The sequence below is a fragment of the Sphingobacterium sp. genome (genome assembly GCF_032065005.1).
Classification (GTDB): Bacteria; Bacteroidota; Bacteroidia; order Sphingobacteriales; family Sphingobacteriaceae; genus Sphingobacterium.
In genome coordinates, this window is the sequence record NZ_DAMBMM010000005.1 from 218,047 (window position 1) to 244,737 (window position 26,691).

Consider the following 26,691-nt stretch of genomic DNA (forward strand, 5'->3'; position numbering starts at 1 on the left):
CCCAAAAGGAAAGAACAATGATAAGATACATTTTTGCCGTGGTGCTTGCCATGCTAAGTATGACGGCAGTACAGGCACAGCGTATGCTCCCCAAACAAAAGGGATTGGAGATAAACGCAGGTATGTTGTCCAAAGATATAAGCGACAATTACTATCTGAATTTGACATTGACCGTGAACGGAAAGAACGGCAGTTACTGGATATGGGGTGCGGAATATGCCTATCAGCTTTCCGGTTACAGGGATGTACAGATACCGCTCGAAACCTATACGGGCGAGGTGGGTTACAGTCTTCAGCTATTGGGCGATGCAAGAAAGACCATCACGCTGAATGCAGGGCTAACAGCCGTTGCAGGTTATGAAACGATTAACCGGAGCGAAGCCATGCTACCGGACGGCTCGACCATCCTCGACAGAGACAATTTTGTTTACGGCACAGGCGGACGGCTCACGCTCGAAACGTACCTGTCCGACCGCTTTGTGTTGCTCCTGCAAGGACGTACCAAAGTGCTTTGGGGTACGGATTTAAAACAGTTCCGTCCATCGGCAGGGATTGGACTAAGGTTTAACTTTTAAATTGATTTACGATGAAAATATCAATCAGAAAATACCGCCTACATTTACAGGCGATGTTCATGCTCTTGGCAATGTTGGTCTGCGCCGTGGTGCTGACCTCCTGCGAAAAAGACGAAATCGACATACAACAAAATTACCCTTTTGAGGTACAGGTAATGCCTGTACCCAAAGAGGTGACGAACGGGCAGACCGTTGAAATACGGATTACCATTGAACGGTCGGCCAATTTCAGCGATGCGAAATACTTTATCCGCTATTTCCAGTTTGACGGACAGGGAGCATTGCGGTATTACAGCGAACCGCCGTATATGCCCAATGACCTGTACCTCTTGCCACAGACACAATTTAGGTTGTATTACACCTCGCAATCCACCGTATCACAGGCGTTTGATATTTGGATTTCGGACAATTTCGGAAACGAAAAGCAAGTCAGTTTCCAGTTTAACAGCCGTGATTAAAGACAGAAAAATCCTGCCCGATGTGGCGGGATTTTTTAGTAGACTTAAAATGTAGTGTACTTTGCTCTTAAAGGACACGATTATAATATTGTGTATAATAAATCGCTTCGTTATCTTTGCTAATAGAAAATATTAAAATACTTAAAGTGTTTTTGCTTTAAGTCTCGATACTGAAAACTGGTAATTTTTAAGACAACGAGACAATAAGTAGGAATACTCACGCCATAGGCGTGGGTGCTCGCTTATTCGTTGTCAGGCATACCAGTGCCCCAGTATCGGTAAGTGTAGTTGCCTGCGCTTTTTTTATTGCAGGTCGCTACTTTTAAAACAGATATTATGAATACTGGAAAAGACAACAAAAACAATGTCTATGTAGCGGTCATAGATGACAATCCAAAGCTTCGGGATATGTCTGTAAAGCAACTTGAAAATTCGGGATATACGGTATTGTTCCAATCGGGTTACGGGCAGGATGCCCTACAAAAAATAAAAGAGGGTGGCAAGTTGCCGGATGTCTGTCTCATAGAGGAAGACTTTGCTACTGCTAAACTTTTGCTCGAAAAGTACCCCGATTTAAAAGTTCTAATTTCCAGTACGGACGATAACGAGGAAAGTGTAACGAGTATGCTAAAGGCAGGTGTTTCGGGCTATATACTGAAATTCGCTGACCCCGATGGAATGCTAACCGCCGTTAAAGCATTGAGTGAAAATAAAAAATATTTCAGCATGGGGATTAGGGGGGTAGCAATGGAATACTTTAAAAGTCAATCATAAACGTAGGTTTCTTTGCTACTTTCTTTTTCGTCTCAACTCACGAAAGAAAGTAGTCTGTTTCAAGCACAGCTCTTTTGAAAAATGCAATGGAGGAAACTGCGGGATGCGAGCATTTGACCAAGGGGGTGTTCCACTTTTCGCAAAAAAGACTGTTCCGACCTGGGGAGGATCTGTCTTTTTTGCCCGAACAGATTTTAATAAAAATGGGAACGGCGCACCGTTCCCTAAAATTCACGAATTACAAAATACATGACCACCATCGCTCCAATAATCACCACAAAACAGGTCACGGGCAAAAGCTTCATAATCGAAGTACCTTTTTGCAAATTCGGGTAAGTCCATTTGCTCAACCTGTTCATAGGCAAAATCTTCCTCGTCCTTGTATTCGCCTATATAGTCATCGTCAAAGTCGCTTATTAGGTCGCTTATATCCCCCTCGGATAGCTTACGGTGTCCGTTGTCGCCATATTAGGAATGCTTCTTTTCGGGTTTCGTCCATATCTTCCAAAGCCTCCAAAACTTCAAATATGTTATCACTTATCCAACACTCACCGATTAAGCCCTTAGGTATGTTTTCGTAGTCTTGAAACATAAATTCGGGGTCTTCCTCGTTATCGTGTAGCTTCTTGCAAGCGGTGTAAAATTCCTCGCTGTTCGCATAATCGGAAAGGTCAAGCCATTTCCCGAAGATTGAACCGTCATTGTATTTTCTGTATGTGCCGACATATACCCTTGCTTCCGATGTGTTTATTTGTTGTATCATTTCTTTACCGTTTTAAATTGTTTTTGATTTATTCGGCAATGAGAGGTGGTGCTGTTGTTTTGTTTCAATACCATTTCCAATGCTTTTAATTCTCATGTCTGACATTTTTTTTATTCGTGTAAAGAGCCGGAGTATGCTGTGTTTCGTTTCGGGAGCAGTTTAGGTTAGTGTTTAGGAGGCACAAGGTTTTGGAAAACAAATACTACCCAACGGGTGGAGATTTTTTTTCAAACTTGCATGACCTTTTGCCTCCGTTAAGAACACGTCCAACCTTTGCTCCATGAAACGTGAACAACAGGCATACTCGCTTTTTACATTAAAACCAATTGTGGAAGTAAGGAGGATAGTGTGTGGAAAATGGTTCAGAAAGAATTTAATATCTGTTAGTACGGCTACAGGTGATTGAAGTTTGGAGTGGAACAGCCCAACCTGTGGAACGACATCTTCAATTTCCTATTCCCAATCATAGCCCTAAGCTCTTTTGCGGTCAGTAGTGAAGCGAATGCCGTAAATGTGCTTTGGCTATTGTAATGCCACGCGCCAATCTAAGCCAAGTAATCCAGTAAGAAGACATATTCTAATGCTCGTTCCATCAACTCGATAAGTTTGTTTATGCGGATCAATCTGCACGGTTAGCAGGCAAAAATGAGTTGAGATGGAGAAAGAAAAAACGAACGATTTAACTCCCGAAAGAGTTGTGCAAATCTTGAAAAAGAAAGGAACAGAGGTCGATTTAGAGGAAGCAAAAACCATCTTGGAGTTTGTCAAGAAGATAGCTGACATTGCAGTTAACCAATATCTAAGAGGAAAACTTTAATCTAATGAACAAAGAAAACTGTTGTGATGAGAAAGGCAGATTTATACATACGTGTATCGACAGACGAGCAAGCGGACAAGGGATATTCGCAACGTGACCAAGAAGACCGATTAAGAAAATATTGTGAGATAAAAGGCATTCCGGTAAGGGATGTTTACATAGAAGACCATTCGGCAAAATCTTTCAAACGTCCGGAATGGCAGAAATACTTATCCAACCTACGCAAAACAAAGAACAATAAAGCGGGGTCGATAATACTATTTACCAAATGGGATAGGTTTAGTAGAAACGCAGGGGATGCCTACCAAATGATTAACCAGTTACGTACACATGGCGTTGAACCTGTGGCAATCGAACAGCCCTTAGACCTTACCATTCCCGAAAATAAAATCATGCTTGCGTTCTATCTTGCTTCACCCGAAGTGGAAAACGACAGGCGTGCGTTAAATGTTTTTCACGGAATGCGCAGGGCGAAAAAAGAAGGGCGGTATATGGGAACAGCGCCTTTGGGGTATGTCAATAAGATAACAGAGGGCAAAAAGAAATTCATTGCACCCCATGAATTTGAAGCACCGCTTTTAAAGTGGGCGTTTGAACAAATCGTTTCCAATAACTTCAATACGGAACAGATATGGAAAATGGTTCGGGAGAAAGCCGATGGAAAAGGTCGGTTCAGCAAAAATAACTTTTGGGTAGCCGTCCGAAACCCCTTGTACTGTGGCAAAATATTCATTCCTCCCTACAAAGAGGAAAAGGGATATTTTGTCAAAGGACAACACGAGCCATTAATCAGCGAAAAGACGTTTGCCGATGTCCAGGATATTCTCGATGGGAGAAAAAGGGAAGTAAAGCCTAAAGTTGTAGCTATGGAGAACCTACCGCTTCGAGGCTTTCTCAAATGCCCTAAATGCACACGTATGCTGACTGGAAGTGCTTCAAAAGGAAAGATGGGCAACTACTATAACTATTATCATTGTACTTCCTCATGCGGTGTACGGTTTAGGGCAGAACCTGCAAATGAAGCTTTTCTTAAACAGTTACAGTATATGTCGCCAAAAGAAGGTATGGTCGATGTCTTTATTGAAGCTTTTATAAAAGACTTCAATAACAAAACCAAAGCCCAAAACACGGAAAGGACAAATATCATAAGCGAGATTGATGCGTTGAACAAACGCTATCAAAACGCACTTTTAAAGAATGCCGATGGAGAAATGGCAGATGACGATTTCCAAGAAGTAAAGAGATTGACCAAAGGCAAGATTGAAGTTTTCGAAAGAAGATTAAACGACTTGGCGGTTGTGGGAACAGAGATTAAAGACTTAGTGGCTTCCACCTTAAAAAAGGTCGCAAACATTGATAGACGCTATGAAAACGGCGATATTGAAGAAAAAAGGCTTATAGTGAGTTCGATGTTCCCCGAATTTTTGGAATTTGACGGAACACGACATCGAACTCCAAGGCTAAATTCTGCAATTGCTCTTATTTATCAGAATAACAGCAAGTTACAAGGCAAAAAAAATGGGACAAGTCTATCTTTTCTAGACTTGTCCCAAGAAGTGATCCCGCTGGGATTCGAACCCAGGACCCATACATTAAAAGTGTATTGCTCTACCAGCTGAGCTACGGAATCGTTGTTCTTTTATCGAGAACCCTTCGTTGTTTGAAGTGATGCAAAGGTAGAAAAATCCTTAATATGTGCCAAATCTTTTGAACTTAAATTTGTCCTTAATCAAATAAGTCGCTGTTTTTCAGTTTGAAAAAATGAATAAAAATATTGGCTTAGATATATACTGAAGTGGTTTCTGTTCAAGTTTTACCTAAAAACTTGCAGAAACAACCATTTTGCCGAACAGCGAAAGGAGATCTGTTTTTCCATATTCATTAAAAAATTGAAATAAGTAGGGGCTGGAATTTTTAGGGCGGTGCATTCGGGAATTGATTTACCCATGTTCGGGCCATATTGCGAAATTTCCGAATATGTCTCGAATGAGACCAAAGCCATGTACATCTGAAATCAAAAACGATTGTTAAAATTTTGATCTAAGCTAGGAAGGAGGCAATGCTGGTATCGAATTAAATGAAAACAGTGGCTATGGTCTAAAGGTAGAAACTCTTCGGGAAAATAGGTTGCTATTTAAAGTTAAATAATCCTTGAATTTAGAAATTGTCCTAAATATACCTTGCCCTGATCATTCTGGGAACTGAGTTGATGTCATGGAGAATATCAACCTTGGCAAAACCTTTCTTGATCAGAAGTTCCTTGGTTTCTTCGGAAAGGTACTGGTTGATCTCGAAATAGAGGGTCCCTTCCTTTTTGAGGTGTTTTAGGGCGAATGAAGCGATATGGTCGTAAAACAACAATGGGGCTGAGTCTTCCACAAATAAAGCCGTGTGTGGCTCGAAATGCAGTACATTGCGGTGCATATCCCTTTTCTCGTCATGGGTGATGTATGGAGGGTTGCTGACAATGATGTCATATTGCTCCTGATCAAAGACCAGGTTCCATTCCAAGATATCCAAACAACGGAAATCAACAGGGCAATCATTTCTTTGTGCATTCTGTTTGGCAATGCTAATGGCCTCTGAGGAAATGTCCACTGCGGTAACATGGGATTCGGCAAGACCTTTTTTCAAGCTGATCGCAATACAGCCCGTCCCTGTGCCGATATCGATTATATCAAGATCTGATTTGCGCTTGTTTTCGGAGATAATCAGCTGTACGAGTTCCTCCGTCTCAGGTCTGGGGATTAAGGTATCCTCCGACACGATAAACTCCATTCCATAAAAAGGAGCCTTTCCAATAATCTGTTGTATAGGTCTGCCGGTCTGAAGCTGTTGCAGGAGCAAATTGAAGTTAGTTTCCTGATCCTCCGAGAGCTTTTCTTGCAACTTCATACTAAGCTGCACCCTGCTGTAACCCAGCAAATGTTCAGAAGCAATCTGAAACAGGCTCATTGCCTCATCCTGATCATAAATCGACGATAAATCCGACACAAATTTTTGCCTTAAGCTGCCTATAGAATCCATACAACAAAGGTAGGAAAAAAACTTCTGGCGAGCTGTCAAAAGCAGCTCGCCAGAAGTTTTTTAGACATCAGACAATAGGCACAAGACAACAGGCCCTGAGGCAAGAATCTTACACAAACTGTTGGGGTGTATCGCATATACCCCAACGAACATGTGCGTTAAGCTGGCAAAATATAGGTTATGATCTTGGCCTATCCGGTGGGTGAGCGGCATCTCGGCTCCGCTCGATGATCGTCGATCACCTAATCCCACTCATCCTGGTTCATTCCCTGATCTTGGTCTATCTGGCGGGTGAGCGGCATCTCGGCTCCGATCGATGATCGTCGATCCCCTCATCTTTTCCATCCTGGTTCAAACAAGCTGACATATACGAGCAGCTCCTACGAACCTGTGTATTATGCAAGTGAAATATAAGTCATGGTCATGGTCTGTCCGGAAGTTGTTTTCTCAAGCCACCTATCTCCATACTCAAATCTATTTCACTACCTTTGAAACATGCATAATCAATACATGAAGCGATGTTTGGAATTGGCTGTCTTGGGGGCAGGCAAGACCAGTCCGAATCCGATGGTGGGGGCAGTGATTGTCCATAATGGAGAAATTATTGGAGAGGGTTATACATCGCCTTATGGAGGTCCGCATGCAGAGGTGAACGCGGTCTGTTCCGTGATCGATCAGGTCGGAGAGGCGAAGGCAAGGGAGCTGTTTTCGGAGAGCACGATCTATGTGAGCCTGGAGCCCTGTGCGCACTTTGGGAAGACACCACCCTGTGCGGACATGATCGTGGACATGGGTTTCAAGGAAGCTGTGATCGCTTGTTTGGATCCCTTTGCGAAGGTCAATGGTATGGGCCTGAAGAAGTTGCAGGATGCCGGGATTAGCACTGAAGTAGGAGTTTTGGAGGATGAGGCTAAGTGGGTGAACCGCAGGTTCTTTACGAAGCTGAAAGAGTTTAGGCCATATGTAATCCTGAAGTGGGCAGAAACGGCGGATGGGTATTTTGCACCTCTATCAGGGCAGCGCTGGATCAGCAATTCGGCGAGTAAGCAATTGGTGCATAAATGGCGCTCGGAGGAAGATGCGATCCTGGTTGGCAAAAGAACGGCAGAGCTTGACAATCCAAGCTTGACGGTTCGGGACTGGGAAGGACGGAACCCGAAGCGCATATTGATTGACAAAAATTTGGAACTTCCGGAAAGTCTTTCAATTTTTGACGATGCAGCGGAAACCATAATTTTCAATGCTCAGAAAACCGATTGGCAGGGTAACCGGAAATATATAGAACTGGAGAATTTTGACCTGTACCTTCCACAGCAAATCCTTTATCAGCTGTATTTAATGGATGTACAGTCCATTATCGTTGAAGGCGGTAGAAAGACGCTAGACCTGTTTATCCAGGCAGCACTTTGGGATGAAGCCCGCATATTTGTAGGAGCCGAATCATGGTCTGAAGGCATTGAAGCTCCAAAATTAAATGGAGACCTGAGGGAAGAATTAAAAGTAGGTTCGGATCTATTGAAAATTTACCTTCCAAAATAAATCGAATCATAATTTTTCCTAGCAAAGCTTGCCCTCAATCTATTGGGAGGCTTAATTCACTATTTTATAAACTTGTTTTTAAAATTAAAATACGTAATTGAAAGTTAAATATATTATATTTAGCTATGCGTATATCAGAGCATATCCTACACTTTATTTGGCGTTATCGACTTTTTGCTCCATTCGATCTTCATTGTACGAATGGAGATGAGATTGAGGTTGTTCAGGCGGGCAACTATAATACCGATGCTGGACCAGACTTTCTTCTTGCCCATCTTCGGATAAATGGCCAGGACTGGCATGGGCATGTTGAAATCCATGTAGACCCCAATGATTGGAACCAACATGGCCATCAAAGGAACAAGGCCTATAATGCGGTGGTGCTGCACGTGGTGTGGGAAGCCGGCTTGGATTGTTTCCTGGAGGATGGAACGCTCATTCCCTGTTTGGAATTGAAGCCTATCGTTGAGGAATCCCTATTACAGAAAATTGAGAAACTCTTGCAGAATAACCATTGGTTGCCCTGTAGCTATGGGATGAATCAGGTGCCAGACTATCAGAAGATCCAGGTCTTGAACCGCATGGGGATTGAGCGATTGGAGCATCGCTATAAGATCGTGGTCCTGATGCTCAATAGCTATAGAGGAGATTGGGAGAGGGTCTGTTTGGGGATGTTGGCGGGTGCTTTTGGAATGAAGGTCAACAAGCAGTCCTTTCAGGACCTGAGCCAGATCCTGTCCTTGAAATTGATCCAAAAGATGAAAAATAACCCCGAGAATATACAGGCCTTGTTTTTTGGGCAATCGGGGTTCTTGAAGTCCTATAAGGGGGATGATCCCTATATCTTAAAGCTTCAGGCCAATTATGGCTATCTGAAGAAAAGTCAGAAGCTGATTGAGCTTTCCGCCTTCCAATGGAAGTTTATGCGCATGCGGCCTTATAATTTCCCGACGATTAAATTAGCTCAGCTTGCCGCGATGTACTGCCGCTTTGCCTCTTGGTTTTCCCTGATCGTGGAAGCGAACAGTTTGGATGAATTAAAGGGATATTGTCAGCAATTGGAGATTCCAGAGTTTTGGAATACGCACTTTCATCTGGAGAAAGAATCGGTCAGGCACAATACCCGGATTACCGAGCAGTTTTTCCATCTTTTGGCGATCAATAGCTTTGTGCCCATTTTATTTTCCTATGGAAAGTACATCGGGAACCAGCAGTATATGGATCGCGCCTTGCAATGGTTGGAGCAACTGAAGCCGGAGGTGAATTCCGTTTGCAGACGTTATATGGGTTTTGGCTTGGATCTGTTCAATGCACTGGAGACCCAGGCCGTGTTACATTTAAGGTCGGCCTATTGCAATTCCAAGCGATGTCTGGAATGTGGTATTGGGGTGTCGATTATCCGAAAGGATTAAGCTTTTAGGATCTCAGCAATCTCAGGGAATCCTTTTTCTGCGGCCATATCGGATGCAGTATGCCCGAAATCGTTGCGGATGGCGATATTGGCGCCATGTTCCAATAGAATGATGATCATATCGATATTACCCTGTTGGGCGGCCAAGTGCAGTGGGCTGATCCTAGAGGATTGCAGCACGTTGACTTCAGCGCCGGCTTCGATCAGCATTTTGGCGATATTGTTCTGCCCGTTACTTAGTGCCGAGTGGATAGGGAAGACCTGATATCCATTTTGGGAGGATGAATTGGGGTTAGCACCGTTTCGCAATAAGATGCGGACGATATCCTCTTTTCCGAAGTGGGAAGCGATCCCTAGCGGGTAAAAACCATGGGAGGAGAGTTCGTTGATGACATCAGGTTTTTGGTCAACCATAAACTGTACCTGTTCGGTCAGGCCTGCGGCACAGGCTTCGTGTATGGTGATGCTCTTGATATATTTTAGGATGACCTGCACGATCTGGCTTTTTTGGTAATAACAGGCCAAAAGCAGTGCTGAAATGTCATGGCTGGTGTTTTCCTTGACAAGGTCGGGGTTTTGGCTCAGTAATAAATCTAAATCTTGGTAGTTTCCGGTCTCAATATATTCTTCCAGTACTGTCAAACTCATAGTCCTTATTTTGCGTTACGAAATAAACAAAAAAAAGTTAAAATAAAGTTACTTGGGCCCTAAATTTCTATGTTTTGCTATAAAATATTTTAGGTTAATAAATGTAATCTATACAATTTTTTTTGTTTGGGTACGAACACTATTTAATTTTTGTAGCTGATTGTCTACAAAATAGGAAATCTACCACCTTGTCTTATAACTTTTCTGTTGATTTTTTTACTTTTGTAATGCCCTCCCCAAGGGCATGTTTTTCATAGGTAGATGTAGGGTCGAATTAATCTAATTCGACCCTTTTTTTCTTTAGGGCTCAAATTTAGTTTCCAATTAGGTATTTTTTGACTTAATGGGATTTGTTGAGACGGTTAATTATTAACTATAAAAGGGTTTTGCAGGTACTGTGGAGGAAGTTTCATAGATTTGTAACATGAGCAAAAGAAAAATTGTTGTAGCCATTACCGGAGCATCCGGATCCATCTATGCGAAAGTGCTGTTAGACAAGCTGCAGCAGCTTTCTGAGCAGATCGAAGCTGTAGGGATCGTTATGTCAGACAACGCCAAGGACGTTTGGAAGTTTGAACTGGACAACGATAGTTACAAAGATTATGATTTTCCGACCTATCAGAAGAGTGATTTTATGGCTCCCTTTGCTTCCGGTTCAGCAAAGTACGACTGCATGTTTGTCGTTCCCTGTTCTATGGGAACCATGGCAAGGATTGCACATGGGATTTCCTCGGATCTGACGACCCGAGCGGCCGATGTGATCCTGAAGGAAAGGAGAAAGCTCATTTTGCTTACCCGAGAAACTCCGTTAAGCAGCATCCATATCCAGAATATGGCCCTGATTACCCAAGCAGGTGGAATTATCTGTCCAGCCTCCCCGTCGTTTTACAGCCGTCCGCAAACCTTTGAAGAATTGGCTGCAACCGTTGTAGACCGTGCTCTGGATATTGCAGGGTTTGATCTGAGCGGTTTAAAAACCTTCCGTTGGAGTGAATGATTTTATTGGTCCATTTCTGGGATAGCTGCAGTAGGTATTTTGTGAATAATGGGATATACAAGGATTCCTAAAAGTTTTTGTAACAGTATTCATTGAATTTTGTACTTTTGTTTTTTAATGAAACAGCTGTTTATATCTTCGAATAAGGAGTTTTTATACTTGAAGAAGGTTTTTGAAAATGCTCATTGGAAAAGAACCTTTGGATGGCTAGCTGGTTCCCACAACTTAAACAACAGCATTCAGCACAATTTTTTGATTTTCAATTCAATTCATGGCTACAATATTAATTAATTCTGCGACTTTGGTTTCGGCAGGACATCCGCTGCATTTGTCTACTGTAGACGTACTGGTGAAAAATGGCAAGATCGAACAGATTGCCAAGAAGATCAAGTCGGACGACAATAAGCTTCAGGTGATTGATGGGAAGGATTCATTTCTTTCTGTAGGATTTTTTGACCTCAACGTTAATTTCGGGGAACCGGGTTACGAAACGAAGGAGGATCTTCAGACGGGAACTGCAGCTTCGGCTGCAGGAGGTTTTACGGCAGTGGCCGTACAGCCGAATACCAATCCGCCAATCCACAGCCGTTCGGAAGTAGCCTTGATCGTCAATGCTGCCAAAGGAAACCTAGTGGACGTTTTTCCGGTAGGGACGGTCAGCAAGAAGCGTGAAGGCAATGAATTGGCTGAACTATATGATATGAAAATTACAGGTGCCGTAGCTTACAGCGATGGCACGCACAGTATACAGCAGGCGGGTCTGATGTCCCGTGCCTTGCTCTATGCAAAAGGTTTTGATGGATTGATCATGGCATTTCCGGAGGACGACTCCATCGCCGCAGAAAGTAAAATGAATGAAGGTGAAGTGAGTACCTACCTTGGCATGAAAGGCATCCCTAACCTTGCGGAATCCGTTATGATCTCTAGGGATCTTTTCCTTGCGGAGTATAATGAGGCGCCAATTCACTTCAGTACCATCTCTACGGAAGAAGCAGTTGACCTGATCAAAAAAGCTAAGAGTAAAGGGATTAAGGTGACCTGCGATGTCGCTGCTCATAACTTGGTCTTTACGGATGAGGACGTTAAGGGTTTTGATAGCCATTATAAAGTAAGCCCTCCATTGCGTACCAAGAAAGATGTAAAAGCCCTGATCAAAGGATTGAAGGATGGGGTGATCGACGCGGTGGTATCTCAGCATACTCCACAGGAGATCGAATTCAAGCAGGTGGAATTCCAGATTGCGAAAAATGGTATCATTGCGGCACAGACCGTATTGCCCTTGTTACTGAAAGCAGGCTTGACCGCCGAACAGATTGTTGAGAAATTAGCGGTTAATCCTAGAAAAATATTGGGACAGGAAGTTCCTGTGATCGCAGAAGGAGCAGAGGCAAATTTGGTGTTGTTTAGTCCATCGAAAAAATGGATATTTGATAGTAAGACCAATAGATCTAAATCAGCGAATAGTCCGTTGTTCGGTCAAGAATTGACTGGACAGGTAATAGCTGTAATTAACAATAATAAGTTGCACATCAATTAAATAACATATGGATACTAAAGTAAAGAATGCCTTAGAGGCTGCTGTAAATAATTATGCTAAGGTAGAGCAGATTGATGGACAGGATATCCTTCCAGGCTTAGCTTCCGCATTTGAATTAGATGCTCCATTTATGGATAAGGTAGAGGCCATGGATGCTGTTTTTGATGACAATCAACGTTTTGAAGAACTGCGCGAATATAGTTTTGACCTGTTGATGATCAACTTCTTTGCAGAGGATGTCCAGAAATTGGAAGAGGACTATCTCGATTCAGAGGAATGGGAAGCGATCGAGGAGGAAACTCTTGATCGTGGCTCAGAACTGTTGAATATTCTATTATACCTGAAAGAATGTGAAGATGACGAAGTTGAGCCTTCGTTGGATGATTTCTTGAAAGAGTTCCTTTTGGTGGAAGAAGATGAATTCCAGGATGAATACAGGATTTACGAAAAGGTCATTGCCAATCAGATCTTGATCGACAGCGACTATAATGAAATCGCAAAAGTGGCCAAAGGGCTTTCTGAGGATGATGAATTGGTTGATCTTTTCTATCCTTTGATTTCTTTCTTCAATGAACAGAAACCAAATGCAGGACAGTTGGAGGAATATGCGCAGGCAGCTCCGAACAAGGCATTAGACCAAGCTCTTCTGCAATTAATCATAAACTACAACTCATAAATTATGGATTCAATCAACGCTACAAATAATGTAAGGAAACAAGCCGTGATCAATGGCGTCATCTTAGGAGTGATATCCTTTGTTCTTTCCATTATTTCCCTTTATTTTTCGAAATCAGCTACATCGATCGTTACTTCTTCGGTCATCAATATTTTCGTTAGTTATGCGGTTTTCCTTGCGATTGCAGTATTCTTTATCCTGAAATTGAGAAAAGCTAACGGTGGGTATTGGGATTTTTCTACGGCCCTGAAGAATATCTTTATTATGTTGGCCATTACGGCTGCCATAGGTCTTATCGGAATCAATATATTCAATATGGTTTATCCAAGCTTACAGGTTGAAGCTATTGAAAACACGCAGAACCTGACCATTGAGATGATGGAAGCCAATAATATGCCTGATGAGCAGATTGATGCTACCTTGGAGATGTTGGATCAGCAGAAGGAAGCCTTAGGTTCCTTGTCGATCGGTCAGATCCTGAAGGGATTGGCGGTTTCCTTATTGCTTTACTTTGTATTGGCCTTGATCTTTGCGGCAATCTTCAAAAAAGAGAAGCCCATGTTCAAACCTGCAAGCAGTTCGGATGAAGCACATCCTTGGCAAAACACAGATAACAACGATAATAACGCTTAACAAACGCTAACGTTTATATGATAAAGGTATCATCCAAAAATGATACCTTTGTTCTTTATTCATTATGGACATTTCAGTAGTAATACCTTTATACAACGAGGAAGAATCACTTCCTGAATTGACGGCTTGGATTAAGCGCGTTATGGATGCCAATAATTTCACTTACGAAATCGTTATGGTCGACGATGGCAGTAAGGATAGTTCTTGGAAGGTGATCAAGAACCTGAAGAAGGAGAATGAGAATGTTATCGGTATACGTTTCAGGAGGAACTATGGGAAATCGGCGGCCCTTAACGTTGGTTTTGCGGCGGCGGAAGGCGATGTGGTCATTACGATGGACGCAGACCTTCAAGATAGTCCTGATGAGATTCCAGAGCTTTATGACCGGATCATGAACCAAGATGCTGACCTGGTTTCAGGTTGGAAGAAAAAGCGTTATGATCCATTGACAAAGACCATTCCTACCAAATTGTTCAACTCTGCTACGCGCAGCATGTCAGGTATTGACAACCTGCATGACTTCAACTGTGGCCTGAAAGCCTATAAGAAGGATGTGGTAAAGAGCATAGAGGTTTACGGTGAGATGCACCGCTATATTCCTGTACTGGCCAAATGGGCTGGTTTTAGCAATATACAGGAGCAGGTCGTTCAGCACTATCCCCGAAAATATGGTACGACCAAATTTGGTCCGGGACGCTTTGTAAAGGGGTTCCTGGATTTGATGTCCATATTCTTTGTAGGAAAGTTCGCCAAGAGGCCCATGCACTTCTTTGGCCCCTTAGGCGTTATCAGTTTCTTGCTGGGATTCTTCATTACCATCTGGTTGATCTGCGAAAAGCTGATGAGCATAGCCAATGGTACTGTTTATAGAAATGTGACCGACCAGCCATTGTTCTTTTTGGCATTGGTAGCCATCATCATTGGATCACAGTTATTCCTGACAGGATTTGTTGCCGAGCTGGTGTCGCGCAATGGTTCCGATAGGAATAAATATCATGTAGACGAAGTCATTTAATATGTTTTTTTCCATCATCGTTCCTCTCTATAACAGACCGGTTGAGATCAAGGAAATGCTCAGTTCTTTGTTGGACCAAACCTACAAGGAATTTGAAGTGATCATTGTGGAGGATGGATCCAAAAATAAAGCAGAACATATTGTAGATAAGTTCAAAAACAGACTGGATATACAGTATTTCTTTAAGGAAAATGAAGGTCAGGGATTTGCTCGGAACTATGGTTTTGAAAGGGCAAAAGGAGATTTCTTCATTGTTTTTGATTCTGATATCATAGTTCCAGAAGACTATCTGATCAAGGTAATCGAAGGGATTGAAAAAGATAAACTGGATGCATTTGGAGGTCCAGATGCCGCACATTCCTCTTTTACGGCCATACAGAAAGCGATCAGCTATTCGATGACCAGTCCGTTTACCACAGGCGGTATCCGTGGCAATAAAAAGCATGTCGGACAGTTTCATCCCAGAAGTTTCAACCTAGGCATCAGCCGTGCCGTTTGGGAGAAAACTGGGGGATTTAAGCTTTCCCGTCGTTCAGAGGATATCGAATTCAGTATCCGGATGATCAATGCCGGCTTTAAGGTTGGTTTGATTCCAGATGCTTTTGTATACCATAAACGAAGGACGAGCTTTGCTCAGTTCTATAAGCAGACCTATAATTTTGGAAAGGGAAGGATCGATATATACTGTCTTTACCCGAAGGAATTAAAGCCTGTTCATGCCCTGCCTGCCGTATTTGTGTTGGGCTTGGCTTTCTTGCTCATGATCGATGTCATCAACCTGTTGACCATGGACGAGATCTATTTTTTACATATCCTGGGCCTGATAGGCAATTCTTTTCTAGCGATCTATACCATATTGCTGTTCCTACATGCCTTGGTCAGTACCAAGAGCCTGAAGGTTGCCTTCTTGTCGGTGATTGCAGCTTATACGCAATTGATAGCGTATGGGTCTGGATTCCTGAGCCAATATGCCCAAAAATTTATTACGAATAAAAAGGCTTCAAAGAATTGATAAATTCCTGATGCTTTATTAAATTGTGATGAGGAGATACTATGATTTCATTAACTCAAGGAAGTTTAGATAAATTAGAAAACCTGTTCAGTGACCTTGGCTATAAACTGCGCTATGAGAAGGGATCGTTCCGGACCGGTGCATGTGTTCTGCAGAACGCCAGGGTGGTCGTGGTAAACAAGTTCTCGACCGTGGACATGAAAGTGGTTTCCCTATTGCAAATCTTGGAAACCATGGAAGTGGATGAGAGCTTGATCCAAGAAAAATTAAAGACTTTTTATCAGCAAATAAAAAAGACAAAAATTACGGTTTGAGAGTAACATTTTTAGGTACAGGAACCTCGCAGGGAGTTCCGGTTATTGCATGTCCATGTGAAGTCTGCCATTCGGAGGATAAGCGAGATAATCGCCTACGTTCTTCGATATTGCTGGAATACAATGGCTATTCGGTCATTGTGGATACAGGACCTGACTTTAGGTACCAGATGTTACGCCAGGAAGTCAAGCGCCTGGATGCGGTATTAATGACGCATTCCCATAAAGACCATATTGCAGGTTTGGATGATGTCCGTGCATATAATTACCAACAGCAGCAATCCATTCCGATCTATTCCAATAAGGCGACCCACGATGCATTAAGGAAGGAGTTCTACTATGCCTTCAGTGATTATAAATACCCGGGAGTGCCTCAGCTGGAGCTGGAGGAAATCTTTGCCGGACAGGCTTTTGAGCTATACGGAAAATCAATCCTGCCGGTGGAGGTGATGCACTATAAGATGCCGGTTCTAGGATTTAGGGTCGATAATTTTGCCTATATCACCGATGCCAAGACTATATCTGAAGAATCCTTTAAATTATTGGAAGGAGTGGAGATTTTGGTGATCAATGCATTACAGCGAGAACCTCATATTTCACATTTGACTTTGGAGGAAGCTATCGAAGTTTCCAATCGGATAAACCCCAAAAAAACCTACCTTACCCATATTTCACATCGTTTTGGAAAGCACATGGAGATAGAAACCATGTTACCAGACGGAATTTATGTGTCTTACGATCAGTTAGTTATTGATTTATTGTAAAAAAACATGTCTGTTTAAAACAATTTGTTTGAATGACTTGTTTATCCTAATGAAAATTGAATCATTGAATAAACTATTTTACAAAACACAAATTTTAACTACTATGGGAAATATTTTGTATTTAATCGCGGTTATTCTCGTCATTATTTGGGCAATTAGCTTCTTTGGAGGTTATGCTACTGGCGGTATTATTCACATTTTATTGGTTATTGCCATTATTGTGATCTTATTGAGAATAATCAGAGGTAACGCTTAAATTTTATTAAATAACAGTTGAGCAATGGCTATGTCTTCTTCAAAGGTAATCTTCAGGTTCTGTTGATCGCCGGGGAGTAGGTATAAGTTATTGCTCAACTTTTCTACAACAGATGCGTCATCTGTAAAAAAGCTTTCCTCAGGCTGTTCATAGGCTTCGATCAGGAGTTTGCCCATAAACAGTTGTGGCGTCTGTACCAACCAGACGGTCTGCCTATCCACGGCATGGCTTTGTTCCTGGCCACCCATCCTAACAGAATTTGTACTCTGTACAGCAGGGATTACCGCAGGTCTTTCCAGGTTACAGGTCGTATATAACTCATCGATTAATTTGCCGCTCAACAATGGTCTAGCGCCATCGTGAACTCCAATTTTAGATTCTGGTCCCAATTGGGTACTTCCCTTAATAAATTCAATACCGTTCTTTACGCTCTGGAACCTCGTGTTTCCACCTTGAGTCACCTGATGCGGGATGGTGAAATCATATTCTCTGCAGAGTTCATCCCAAAGATCAAACATCTGTTCGGAAAGAACGAGGATAATTTCGGGCTTGGTCTGTGAAGCGGCGAATTTCTCCAGGGTATGCATGAGGATGGGTTTTCCATCCAATAGAAGAAATTGCTTTGGGAGATTTCCTCCAAGCCTAGAGCCTGTTCCGGCAGCAACGATGATGACAAAATGGGTAGACATAGCTTCGATATAGCGTTTAATAGAACAAAGTAAATAAAAAGGAATAAAAAACGCAGGTCGTTGACCTGCGTTTTTCTTATTTAAGGAGTAAATTATTAAATAATCAACATTGCGTCTCCATAGCTATAGAAACGGTATTTCTCTTTTACGGCCACTTCGTATGCATTCATTACATTTTCATATCCTGCAAAAGCTGCAATCATAACCAAAAGGGTAGATTGTGGAGTATGGAAATTTGTGATCATCGAGTTGGCGATGCTGAAATCATAAGGAGGATAGATGAACTTGGAAGTCCAATCATTTGCTGCTTTCAAATGTTTGTCGGCAGAAACTGAAGATTCGATAGCACGCATGGATGTTGTACCTACTGCACAGATCTTACGTTTGTTATCGATACCTTTATTAACGATACGAGCAGCTTCTTCAGATATGATATACTGTTCGGAATCCATTTTATGTTTAGTTAAATCTTCTACTTCAACTGTACGGAAAGTACCAAGACCTACGTGAAGGGTTACTTCAGCGAAATCCACCCCTTTAAGTTCAAGGCGTTTCATTAATTCGCGGGAGAAGTGCAACCCAGCGGTTGGCGCTGCAACGGCACCTTCATTTTTAGCGTAGATAGTTTGGTAGCGGAATTTATCTTCAGGGGTAGCTTTTCTTTTGATGTATTTAGGAAGAGGAGTTTCACCTAAGATCTCGATGTTCTTACGGAACTCTTCGTCCGTACCATCAAAAAGGAAACGGATAGTACGGCCACGGGAAGTGGTATTGTCTACTACTTCGGCAACCAAAAGATCGTCATCTCCGAAATACAATTTGTTACCAACACGGATTTTACGAGCAGGATCAACCAAAACGTCCCAAAGGCGTAATTCTTTGTTCAGTTCCCTCAACAAGAATACTTCGATAGTCGCTCCAGTCTTTTCTTTATTACCATACATACGAGCAGGGAAAACCTTTGTGTTGTTCAAGATCATGACATCTTTATCATCAAAATAATCCAGAACATCTTTGAAGATCTTGTGTTCGATTTTTCCACTATCGCGGTGTAAAACCATTAAACGAGATTCATCTCTTTGTTCTGAAGGCTCAGATGCTAGCAATGACTCTGGAAGATTAAAGTTGAATTGAGATAATTTCATGTTATTCTACTGATGTATTATGCCCTCTAGCCTTACTGGGGCTAGATTTTAAAAAGGCTTACAAAATTACGAAATTAAAAGCTAATTATACCCTTTTTCTTGTATTACAACAATTTAATGATAATATCAGGTAAAACCATGTAGCTATGACTGTACATTTTAGTACATGTTCAATCGAATTTATTTAATAACATTGATTTCTATAAAATATATTGTAATTTAAAACTGACATTTACACTGTCTATTACCTATTTAGATTAATTTTTTATGACAGATACAACAAAGAAGGGCGATTTTGCAAATGATTTAATACCTAACCCTGACGCACTAGATGATGGAATCCATCACGTTAATAATCCAGTTCTCGACCTTCCTAATATAGAAAAGCTTTATTTAACTGCTGTTAAAGGCTATACGCAAGACCGAAACGCGTTTTATTTTTCGGATGGACGCTCGAAAGTGGAAGTGAAAGTTTTTTCAGAGGATATCATCCGCGTGCGATTGGCACCTGAAGGTTCTTTTTTGGTAGATTTCTCTTATGCCATCAGTTTCAAGGAAGATAACTACGTGAGTTATGAACTTTTGGAAGATGCCGAGTATTACAAAGTAAAAACGAACTCAACCATATGCTTGATCCGTAAATCGGATTTTACCATTTCCTTTGCTGATACGAACGAGAAGGTCTTAAACAAAGACCATTCTCCAATGCACTGGGAAGAGAATGTAGATTTTGGTGGTTATTATGTCTATTGTTCTAAAGAAGCTGCTGCTGATGAAGCTTTCTTTGGACTGGGCGATAAAGCTACCAACCTGAACCTGAGAGGGAGAAGGGTGAAGAACTGGAATTCGGATACCTATTCCTACGCCTTCAATCAGGATCCACTCTATAAGACGATTCCATTCTACATGGGGGTAACTGAAGGTCAGGCCTATGGTATTTTCTTCGACAATACCTTCAAGACTTATTTTGACTTCGCTGCTGAACACCAGGACCAAACCAGTTTTTGGTCTGAAGGTGGAGAACTGCTATACTATTATATCCAAGGTCCAAAAATGATGGACGTGGTAAAACGCTATCATAAACTCACTGGTACCCATTATATGCCTCCAATGTGGGGATTGGGCTACCATCAGTGTAGGTGGAGCTATTACCCAGAGAATAAGGTTCGCGAAGTTGCCTACGAGTTCAGAAAGCGTGAAATTCCTTGTGACGCTATCTATTTGGATATCGACTATATGGATGGATACCGGTGTTTTACTTGGAACAAGCGATATTTTCCAGATCCCAAAAAGATGATTTCGGACCTCAATGCCAATGGCTTTAAAACGGTGGTGATGATCGATCCGGGCATCAAGGTGGATGACAGTTATTGGGTTTTCAAGCAAGGCCAAGAGAACAACTATTTCTGCCGCCGGGGGGATGATTATTTCATGGAAGGGTTTGTATGGCCAGGAAGGTGTCAATTCCCTGATTTCACAAATCCGGAGGTACGGACATGGTGGGGCACACTATACAAAGGTTTGGTCGATGATGGCGTTGCAGGTTTCTGGAACGACATGAATGAGCCCGCTGTATTTGGTAGAGGGACTTTCCCGAATGATGTAAGGCACCAATTTGAAGGACATCGTGGTTCGCACCGTAAAGCGCATAACGTTTATGGAATGCAGATGGTCCGGGCGACTTACGACGGCCTGAAGAAATTATATAAAAACAAACGTCCGTTTACCATTACCCGTGCGGCCTATGCCGGTACACAACGGTACTCATCGGTATGGACGGGTGACAATATCGCTACTTGGGAGCATTTGCGCATCGGAACCTTACAGTTACAGCGCCTTTCGGTTTCTGGACTATCTTTCTGTGGAACCGATATCGGTGGATTTACAGGTGAGCCTGATGGTGAACTGTACACACGTTGGATGCAGTTTGGGGTGTTCTCTCCATTTATGCGCGTCCATTCGGCAGGTGATACTCGGGATCGTGAGCCTTGGAGCTTCGGACCGGAATGGGAAGCGATCTGTAAGAAGTTTATTGAATTGAGATACAAGTTGTTGCCATATATCTATTCAACTTTTTGGTTGCAACATAAATATGGTGAACCTATCTTAAGACCGGTTGCCTTGATGGAACAGGAAAAGGCCAAAAATATGGTCCGTGAGGAGGAGTTTGGTTTTGGAAATCAATTGTTGGTTTCGCCTGTCCTTCATCCTGGTCAACAGAACAAAATAGTTTATTTACCTGAAGGAACCTGGTATTATTATTTCGATAACAGTTTTTATGAAGGTGGTCAGGAATATACCATTGATACGCCATTGGATGAGATGCCATTCTTTGTCCGCGGTGGATCGATTATCCCTGAATATCCTGTGATGCAGTTTACAGGAGAGCGCCGGGTGGAGTCTTTGCGCTTGAACCTGTACTATTCTGAAGGTGAACATGCTTCCTACCTATATTCCGATCATGGCGAAACCTTTGCCTATGAACAAGGGGTCTATGTGGAGAAGAATTTTATTGCAAGTTGTGATGCCAAGCAGGTCAGCGTGATTCAAGGTGAGGAAGGGTTGTACACTCCATATTACAGCGATTTCCATCTTTACCTGATCGGTTTGCCATTTGAGCCTAAACAGATCACGGTAGACGGGATCAAAACCACTTTGCAGAAAGATGAGCAAGGAAACAGTTTTATTAAATTAGAGCGAGATTTTAAAAAAGTAAATATTCAATAACTAGCTAAAACCTACTTAATTATGCCTCAACCAGTTGAAGTACACTCCTTATTGTCCGAATTTGATGTTTTTTTATTCAAGGCAGGACGGCATTATAAGCTTTATGAGAAATTTGGTTCTCATGAACTTCTAATTAATGGGGTAAAGGGAGTATATTTTGCGGTATGGGCACCCAACGCCCAAACAGTATCGGTAGTCGGAAACTTTAATGGATGGAATCCACATTCGCATCAATTACAGGTTCGATGGGACAGTTCCGGCATTTGGGAAGGTTTTATACCTGGATTGGAGAATGGAGAGGTCTATAAATACCATATCCATTCCAATACTGGGGAGCATCTGGAGAAGTCTGATCCATTTGCCCTGCATACCGAGATTCCACCCAAGACAGCATCCATTGTTGCTACGACCTATTTTGATTGGAATGATTCGGAATGGATGTTCAGTCGGAGGGAGCATAATGCACTGGATAGGCCCATGTCGGTCTATGAAATGCATTTAGGTTCTTGGCTTCGTGATCCTAAAGATCCAGAACGTTTCTTAAGCTATTTAGAAATTGCAGAACAGCTGATACCTTATATACAGGAAACGGGATTTACCCATGTGGAATTTATGCCTATCATGGAACATCCATATTATCCTTCCTGGGGATATCAGATTACCGGTTATTATGCGGCGAGCTCCAGGTTTGGAGGTCCGCAGGACTTGATGAAGTTGATCGAGCTATTGCATGAAAGCCATATTGGCGTGATCCTGGACTGGGTGCCTTCGCATTTTCCGGGAGATGCCCATGGGCTCTATAATTTTGATGGAACCCACCTCTATGAACATGCAGATCCAAGAAAGGGTTTCCACCCCGATTGGCAATCCTATATATTCAATTATGGAAGGAATGAGGTTAAATCGTTCTTGATCAGTAATGCCTTTTTCTGGCTGGATCGGTACCATATCGATGGACTGCGGGTGGATGCCGTTGCCTCCATGCTCTATCTGGATTATTCAAGGAAAGCTGGTGAATGGGAACCTAATGAGTTGGGCGGAAATGAGAACCTTGAGGCGGTGGCCTTCTTGAAGGAATTCAATGAGGCAGTTTCCAAATATTACCCCAATGTGCAGACCATTGCCGAAGAGTCTACCTCTTGGACCGGAGTGAGCCGTGCCACCTTTAATGGTGGACTGGGATTTGGAATGAAATGGATGATGGGCTGGATGCACGATACATTAGCCTATTTCAAGGAAGATCCTATCAATAGGTCCTACCATCATGATAAGCTGACCTTTGCTACCGTATATGGATTTACGGAAAACTTTATGCTGCCTTTATCGCATGATGAAGTGGTATATGGCAAGCGTTCCTTGGTCTATAAAATGCCTGGCGATGAATGGCAAAAGTTTGCCAACCTCAGGGCATTATACCTATACATGTTTACTTTCATAGGAACGAAATTGCTCTTCATGGGTGGGGAATTTGGTCAGACTGCAGAGTGGAATGTCAACCAATCCTTGGATTGGCACCTGCTGCAGTATAAGCCGCATTCAAGCCTGAAGAGTTTTGTTGCGAAGTTAAATGAGATCTATAGAAATTACCCAGCGCTTTATGAAAAAGCCTTCAGTCCTGAAGGTTTTTTCTGGATAGAATTAGGGGACAGGGATCAAAGCGTATTTGCGTATTGTAGACGTGGGCATGATATGGTGAACGACTTAGTGGTGGTCCTCAATCTTACTCCTGTTGTCCGGAGGAAATTTAAGTTAGGTGTACCGCATCCGGGAAAATGGGAGCTGATCCTGAACTCAGACGATCAGGCCTATAATGGCAGTGGCGTATCGGTTAAGAAAGAATTGGTTACAGAAAATGAACCTTGGATGGGGCAGGAGCAAGCTATTGTCGTAGACCTGCCACCATTGAGCGGTTTAGTAATTAAAAGAAAATTCGGAAAATGAAAGTCATACATTTAAGTGTAGAATGTTTTCCTGTCGCCAAAGTCGGCGGATTGGCTGATGTGGTCGGTGCCTTGCCTAAATACCAAAGGGAATTAGGTATTGATGCATCGGTCATCATGCCGTATTTCAACAGGAAGTTTGTACAAGATCATGAATTTGATGTGGTTGCCCGTGGAGAATTCCAACAGGGTTCCAGTGTATTGACCTATGAAATATTAAAAGAGAAAAAAGATGAATTGGGGTTTCCGTTGTTCTTGGTGAAGATCCCCAATCTTTTGGATCGTGAAGAGATTTATTGTTATCAAGATGAGGCAGACCAATGGATTGCCTTTCAACATGCGGTTCTCCATTACCTGAAATACAATGATATGCATCCGGATGTGCTGCACTGCCATGATCATCATGTTGGATTGGTTCCGTTCTTGACCAAGTGGAGCAATGAATTCAATGTCTTCAAGGGTGTGAAAACGGTAGTGACGGTCCATAACGGTCAGTATCAAGGTTGGATGTCCTGGAGCAAAGGGATTATCCTACCATCATTTGATACCTGGAAATGGGGTTTGTTGGATTGGGATGGTCTGATCAATCCGTTGGCCACCGCCATAAAATGCTGTGATGCCTATACCACCGTTTCTGAAGGTTATCTAAAGGAACTGTTCGTGGATGCGAATGGATTGCAGGATCTGTTTTCAGATGAACGCTCCAAGGCCGTGGGAATTGTCAATGGTATTGACACCTCCTTTTGGGATCCTGAGATCGATGCCTTAATCGATCATCAATATTCCATGGTAACCGTGAACCAGGGGAAGGCTGAGAACAAAATGACCTTTTGCAAGGAATTTGGTCTAGATCCAAGCAAGCCTCTGTTAAGCTATATCGGTCGATTTGCCACGGAAAAAGGAGCAGATATTTTGCCTGAATTAATTGAGAATCTTTTGAAGAAAAACTCAGGGAAATTAAGTATATTTATACTAGGCTCTGGAGATGCGGGCATCCAACAATCTATAGAGGCTATCGCTCCTAACTATAAAAATGATCTAGCAGTATTCTTTGGGTATAATGAGCAATTGGCTCACCGGGTTTATGCGGCCTCAGACCTGCTGATTATGCCTTCGCGTGTGGAGCCCTGTGGATTGAACCAACTGTATGCATTAAAATATGGGACCATTCCTGTCGTTCGCAAGATAGGGGGTCTAAGAGATACCGTAAAGGATGTAGAAGAGGGAGGCTATGGCTTTCTTTTCAATGATGTAGAGGCTGATGAAGCTGCTGAGACTGTGAAAAGAGCAATCAAATATTTGAGTTATGCTGATAACTTGACGAAAACAAGGGATGCTGCGATGGTATTGGATTATTCTTGGAACAAATCGGCAAAGAAATATATAGAGTTATATAACCAATTACTTAAATGATATGTCGCATAAAGTTGTTTCTATAGTACTAGGTGGGGGTCGAGGAACCCGCTTATTTCCGTTGACAGACCAACGTTCGAAACCAGCAGTTCCAATTGCAGGAAAGTATAGATTGGTTGATATCCCAATTTCCAATTGTCTTAATTCTGGCTACAATAAGATATATGTACTGACGCAATACAACTCGGCTTCATTAAACAAGCATATCAAGAACTCCTACAACTTCAGTATTTTCAGTAAGGGTTTTGTGGATATATTGGCTGCAGAGCAGACCAATGAGGGGGATCGCTGGTTTGAAGGTACCGCCGATGCGGTTAGAAGGACCCAGAAGAACTTGGTGAATGTGGACTATGATTACGTGCTGATCCTTTCGGGTGATCAACTCTATCAAATGGATTATTCGGCCATGGTAGACTTCCATGTTAAAAACGGAGGGGAAATCACCATTGGAACCATTCCAGTAACGGCCAAGGAAGCTTCGGGTTTTGGAATCCTTAAATCGGATGAAAACAATAAGGTCATCTCCTTTATTGAAAAACCGACAAAGGACCTTTTGGAAGATTGGACCTCGGAGGTACCTGAAGAATTGGAAAAACAAGGTAGAAACTATTTGGCTTCCATGGGTATCTATGTGTTCTCGAAAGGTGTGATGTCAAGGATGTTGGCAGAAAATAACGGAATGGATTTTGGAAAAGAGATTATTCCAGATGCAATCGAAAGTTCAAATGTATTGAGCTATCCTTTTGACAGCTATTGGACGGATATCGGTACGATTCCTTCATTCTTTGAAGCGAACATTGGATTGACAGATGATATCCCGGAATTCAACCTTTTTGGCGAAACGGTATATACCCGGGCGCGTATGTTGCCACCATCAAAAGTGTCAGGTACTACCCTGAACAATGCGATCATAGCTGATGGATGTATTATCTTGGCTGAAAAGATCCAACGCTCTGTGATTGGGATCCGTTCTAGGATAGGGGAAGGCACCGTGGTCAAGATGACCTATATGATGGGTTCGGATTATTATGAAGAATTAAATGAGGTTGTACAATTAACTTCATCCCAAACTCCGCCACCAATTGGAGTAGGTGAGCGCTGTTATATCGAAAATGCCATCTTGGACAAGAACTGTAGGATTGGAAATGATGTAAGGATTAAAGGTGGGAAGCAATTAAAGGATGGGGATTTTCCTGAGTACACAATTTGTGAAGGTATTATCGTCATCAAGAAAAATGCTGTGATTGAACATGGCAGAACCATCGGGTTCTAGAACAATAAGATTTTATAAGGAAAGGCTATCCCACTCGGATAGCCTTTCCTTTTTATGTTTTTATTATTGGCCTTTTAATACCAATTCATAGATAAAGTAGATGATCGCCAAAACAATGATTGCAATAATGATTGTTCTCTTGAGATTGTTAGCTGCTGGCTGATCATCTTTCTCTTTAACGACCGTTTCTGGAACCTTTGTAGGGTCTACTTCTTCGGCATTATTGATTTTGTTTCCTTGTTCATCTTCTTTTTCTTGCATCTTTATTCTCCATTAGTTTACAATTCT

At 42.2% G+C, this 26,691-nt stretch carries 26 protein-coding genes, 1 tRNA gene and 1 pseudogene; 20 read left to right on the top strand and 8 right to left on the bottom strand.

The genetic code is table 11. The features are described from left to right. Positions 1–17 precede the first annotated feature (17 nt). From RT138_RS10480 to RT138_RS10490, 3 genes are all read left to right on the top strand, one after another. Entirely contained in the window at positions 18–575 is a 558-nt protein-coding gene (locus tag RT138_RS10480) for a conjugal transfer protein TraO (RefSeq protein WP_293885579.1), read from the top strand. A 53-nt stretch (positions 576–628) separates the two neighbouring features. Continuing rightward, complete coding sequence (locus RT138_RS10485; RefSeq protein ID WP_373604707.1) at positions 629–1,033, top strand: DUF3872 domain-containing protein; 405 nt, start codon at positions 629–631, stop codon at positions 1,031–1,033. A gap of 336 nt (positions 1,034–1,369) precedes the next feature. After that, entirely contained in the window at positions 1,370–1,807 is a 438-nt protein-coding gene (locus RT138_RS10490; RefSeq protein WP_118196667.1) for a response regulator transcription factor, read from the top strand. A gap of 231 nt (positions 1,808–2,038) precedes the next feature. On the opposite strand, the gene RT138_RS18890 is transcribed toward RT138_RS10490, so the two are convergent. Then, positions 2,039–2,236 (bottom strand): antirestriction protein ArdA, encoded by a 198-nt coding sequence (locus tag RT138_RS18890; protein WP_409529453.1) that lies wholly within the window; start codon positions 2,234–2,236, stop codon positions 2,039–2,041. 16 nt (positions 2,237–2,252) lie between these two features. Then, positions 2,253–2,570 (bottom strand): antirestriction protein ArdA, encoded by a 318-nt coding sequence (locus tag RT138_RS10495; protein ID WP_313190634.1) that lies wholly within the window; start codon positions 2,568–2,570, stop codon positions 2,253–2,255. Positions 2,571–3,225: 655 nt separating this feature from the next. Here RT138_RS10495 and RT138_RS10500 point away from each other — a divergent pair. After that, positions 3,226–3,387 carry a hypothetical protein gene (locus tag RT138_RS10500; RefSeq protein WP_165438746.1) on the top strand — a complete coding sequence of 54 codons (162 nt, stop codon included), beginning with the start codon at positions 3,226–3,228 and terminating at the stop codon, positions 3,385–3,387. A 26-nt stretch (positions 3,388–3,413) separates the two neighbouring features. Next, positions 3,414–4,211, top strand: a pseudogene (locus RT138_RS10505) (recombinase family protein); the annotation flags it as partial. 733 nt (positions 4,212–4,944) lie between these two features. Here the strand turns inward: RT138_RS10505 and RT138_RS10510 are convergent. Further along, positions 4,945–5,017: transfer RNA gene (locus RT138_RS10510), tRNA-Lys, on the bottom strand. A gap of 539 nt (positions 5,018–5,556) precedes the next feature. After that, positions 5,557–6,381, bottom strand: a complete 825-nt coding sequence (gene prmC / locus RT138_RS10515) for a peptide chain release factor N(5)-glutamine methyltransferase (RefSeq protein WP_313190635.1) — start codon at positions 6,379–6,381, stop codon at positions 5,557–5,559. Between the two features lie 528 nt (positions 6,382–6,909). On the opposite strand from prmC, the gene ribD reads away from it, so the two are divergent. Further along, entirely contained in the window at positions 6,910–7,953 is a 1,044-nt protein-coding gene (ribD, locus tag RT138_RS10520) for a bifunctional diaminohydroxyphosphoribosylaminopyrimidine deaminase/5-amino-6-(5-phosphoribosylamino)uracil reductase RibD (protein WP_313190636.1), read from the top strand. A gap of 125 nt (positions 7,954–8,078) precedes the next feature. Then, positions 8,079–9,365: a DUF2851 family protein gene (locus RT138_RS10525; RefSeq protein WP_313190637.1), complete on the top strand. Its 1,287-nt coding sequence runs from the start codon at positions 8,079–8,081 to the stop codon at positions 9,363–9,365. On the opposite strand, the gene RT138_RS10530 is transcribed toward RT138_RS10525, so the two are convergent. Further along, positions 9,362–10,012 carry an ankyrin repeat domain-containing protein gene (locus RT138_RS10530; protein ID WP_185217087.1) on the bottom strand — a complete coding sequence of 217 codons (651 nt, stop codon included), beginning with the start codon at positions 10,010–10,012 and terminating at the stop codon, positions 9,362–9,364. The two genes, RT138_RS10525 and RT138_RS10530, sit on opposite strands and share 4 nt — an antisense overlap. A 424-nt stretch (positions 10,013–10,436) precedes the next feature. Here RT138_RS10530 and RT138_RS10535 point away from each other — a divergent pair, with 424 nt between their 5' ends. From RT138_RS10535 to RT138_RS10575, 9 genes are all read left to right on the top strand, one after another. Next, entirely contained in the window at positions 10,437–11,009 is a 573-nt protein-coding gene (locus RT138_RS10535; protein WP_254529117.1) for a UbiX family flavin prenyltransferase, read from the top strand. Between the two features lie 271 nt (positions 11,010–11,280). Then, the gene (locus RT138_RS10540) at positions 11,281–12,546 is read left to right on the top strand and encodes a dihydroorotase (RefSeq protein WP_313190638.1); all 1,266 of its coding nucleotides are present in this window, start codon (positions 11,281–11,283) and stop codon (positions 12,544–12,546) included. 7 nt (positions 12,547–12,553) lie between these two features. Further along, positions 12,554–13,222 carry a hypothetical protein gene (locus RT138_RS10545; RefSeq protein WP_254529121.1) on the top strand — a complete coding sequence of 223 codons (669 nt, stop codon included), beginning with the start codon at positions 12,554–12,556 and terminating at the stop codon, positions 13,220–13,222. 3 nt (positions 13,223–13,225) lie between these two features. After that, the gene (locus RT138_RS10550) at positions 13,226–13,855 is read left to right on the top strand and encodes a DUF4199 domain-containing protein (protein ID WP_185211653.1); all 630 of its coding nucleotides are present in this window, start codon (positions 13,226–13,228) and stop codon (positions 13,853–13,855) included. Between the two features lie 64 nt (positions 13,856–13,919). Continuing rightward, positions 13,920–14,870, top strand: coding sequence for a glycosyltransferase family 2 protein (locus RT138_RS10555; protein ID WP_185217083.1), 951 nt, complete (start codon positions 13,920–13,922; stop codon positions 14,868–14,870). Position 14,871: 1 nt separating this feature from the next. Further along, a complete protein-coding gene (locus tag RT138_RS10560) occupies positions 14,872–15,882 on the top strand; it encodes a glycosyltransferase (RefSeq protein ID WP_313190639.1) in 1,011 nt (336 codons plus the stop codon). A gap of 41 nt (positions 15,883–15,923) precedes the next feature. Continuing rightward, on the top strand, positions 15,924–16,196 hold the full coding sequence (locus tag RT138_RS10565; RefSeq protein ID WP_313190640.1) for a hypothetical protein: 273 nt from the start codon (positions 15,924–15,926) through the stop codon (positions 16,194–16,196). Continuing rightward, the gene (locus RT138_RS10570) at positions 16,193–16,960 is read left to right on the top strand and encodes an MBL fold metallo-hydrolase (RefSeq protein WP_313190641.1); all 768 of its coding nucleotides are present in this window, start codon (positions 16,193–16,195) and stop codon (positions 16,958–16,960) included. The genes RT138_RS10565 and RT138_RS10570 overlap by 4 nt, the downstream gene beginning before the upstream one ends. 103 nt (positions 16,961–17,063) lie before the next feature. Further along, positions 17,064–17,216 carry a lmo0937 family membrane protein gene (locus tag RT138_RS10575; protein WP_139185413.1) on the top strand — a complete coding sequence of 51 codons (153 nt, stop codon included), beginning with the start codon at positions 17,064–17,066 and terminating at the stop codon, positions 17,214–17,216. On the opposite strand, the gene RT138_RS10580 is transcribed toward RT138_RS10575, so the two are convergent. Together RT138_RS10580 and queA are read right to left on the bottom strand one after the other, a co-directional pair. After that, on the bottom strand, positions 17,213–17,905 hold the full coding sequence (locus RT138_RS10580; RefSeq protein WP_313190642.1) for a 2-C-methyl-D-erythritol 4-phosphate cytidylyltransferase: 693 nt from the start codon (positions 17,903–17,905) through the stop codon (positions 17,213–17,215). The genes RT138_RS10575 and RT138_RS10580 overlap by 4 nt on opposite strands. A gap of 95 nt (positions 17,906–18,000) precedes the next feature. Then, positions 18,001–19,050, bottom strand: coding sequence for a tRNA preQ1(34) S-adenosylmethionine ribosyltransferase-isomerase QueA (queA, locus tag RT138_RS10585; protein WP_185211659.1), 1,050 nt, complete (start codon positions 19,048–19,050; stop codon positions 18,001–18,003). Positions 19,051–19,317: 267 nt separating this feature from the next. On the opposite strand from queA, the gene RT138_RS10590 reads away from it, so the two are divergent. Genes RT138_RS10590 through RT138_RS10605 form a run of 4 tightly spaced genes read left to right on the top strand, consistent with a single transcriptional unit; the run spans position 19,318 to position 26,403 of the window. After that, a complete protein-coding gene (locus tag RT138_RS10590) occupies positions 19,318–21,777 on the top strand; it encodes a glycoside hydrolase family 31 protein (RefSeq protein WP_313190643.1) in 2,460 nt (819 codons plus the stop codon). 21 nt (positions 21,778–21,798) lie between these two features. After that, the gene (glgB, locus tag RT138_RS10595; protein ID WP_313190644.1) at positions 21,799–23,718 is read left to right on the top strand and encodes a 1,4-alpha-glucan branching protein GlgB; all 1,920 of its coding nucleotides are present in this window, start codon (positions 21,799–21,801) and stop codon (positions 23,716–23,718) included. Next, positions 23,715–25,130, top strand: coding sequence for a glycogen/starch synthase (locus RT138_RS10600; RefSeq protein WP_313190645.1), 1,416 nt, complete (start codon positions 23,715–23,717; stop codon positions 25,128–25,130). Before glgB ends, RT138_RS10600 begins: the two co-directional genes overlap by 4 nt. Before the next feature lies 1 nt (position 25,131). After that, positions 25,132–26,403, top strand: a complete 1,272-nt coding sequence (locus tag RT138_RS10605) for a glucose-1-phosphate adenylyltransferase (protein WP_313190646.1) — start codon at positions 25,132–25,134, stop codon at positions 26,401–26,403. 63 nt (positions 26,404–26,466) lie between these two features. On the opposite strand, the gene RT138_RS10610 is transcribed toward RT138_RS10605, so the two are convergent. After that, positions 26,467–26,664, bottom strand: coding sequence for a hypothetical protein (locus RT138_RS10610; RefSeq protein ID WP_313190647.1), 198 nt, complete (start codon positions 26,662–26,664; stop codon positions 26,467–26,469). Between the last annotated feature and the right edge of the window lie 27 nt (positions 26,665–26,691).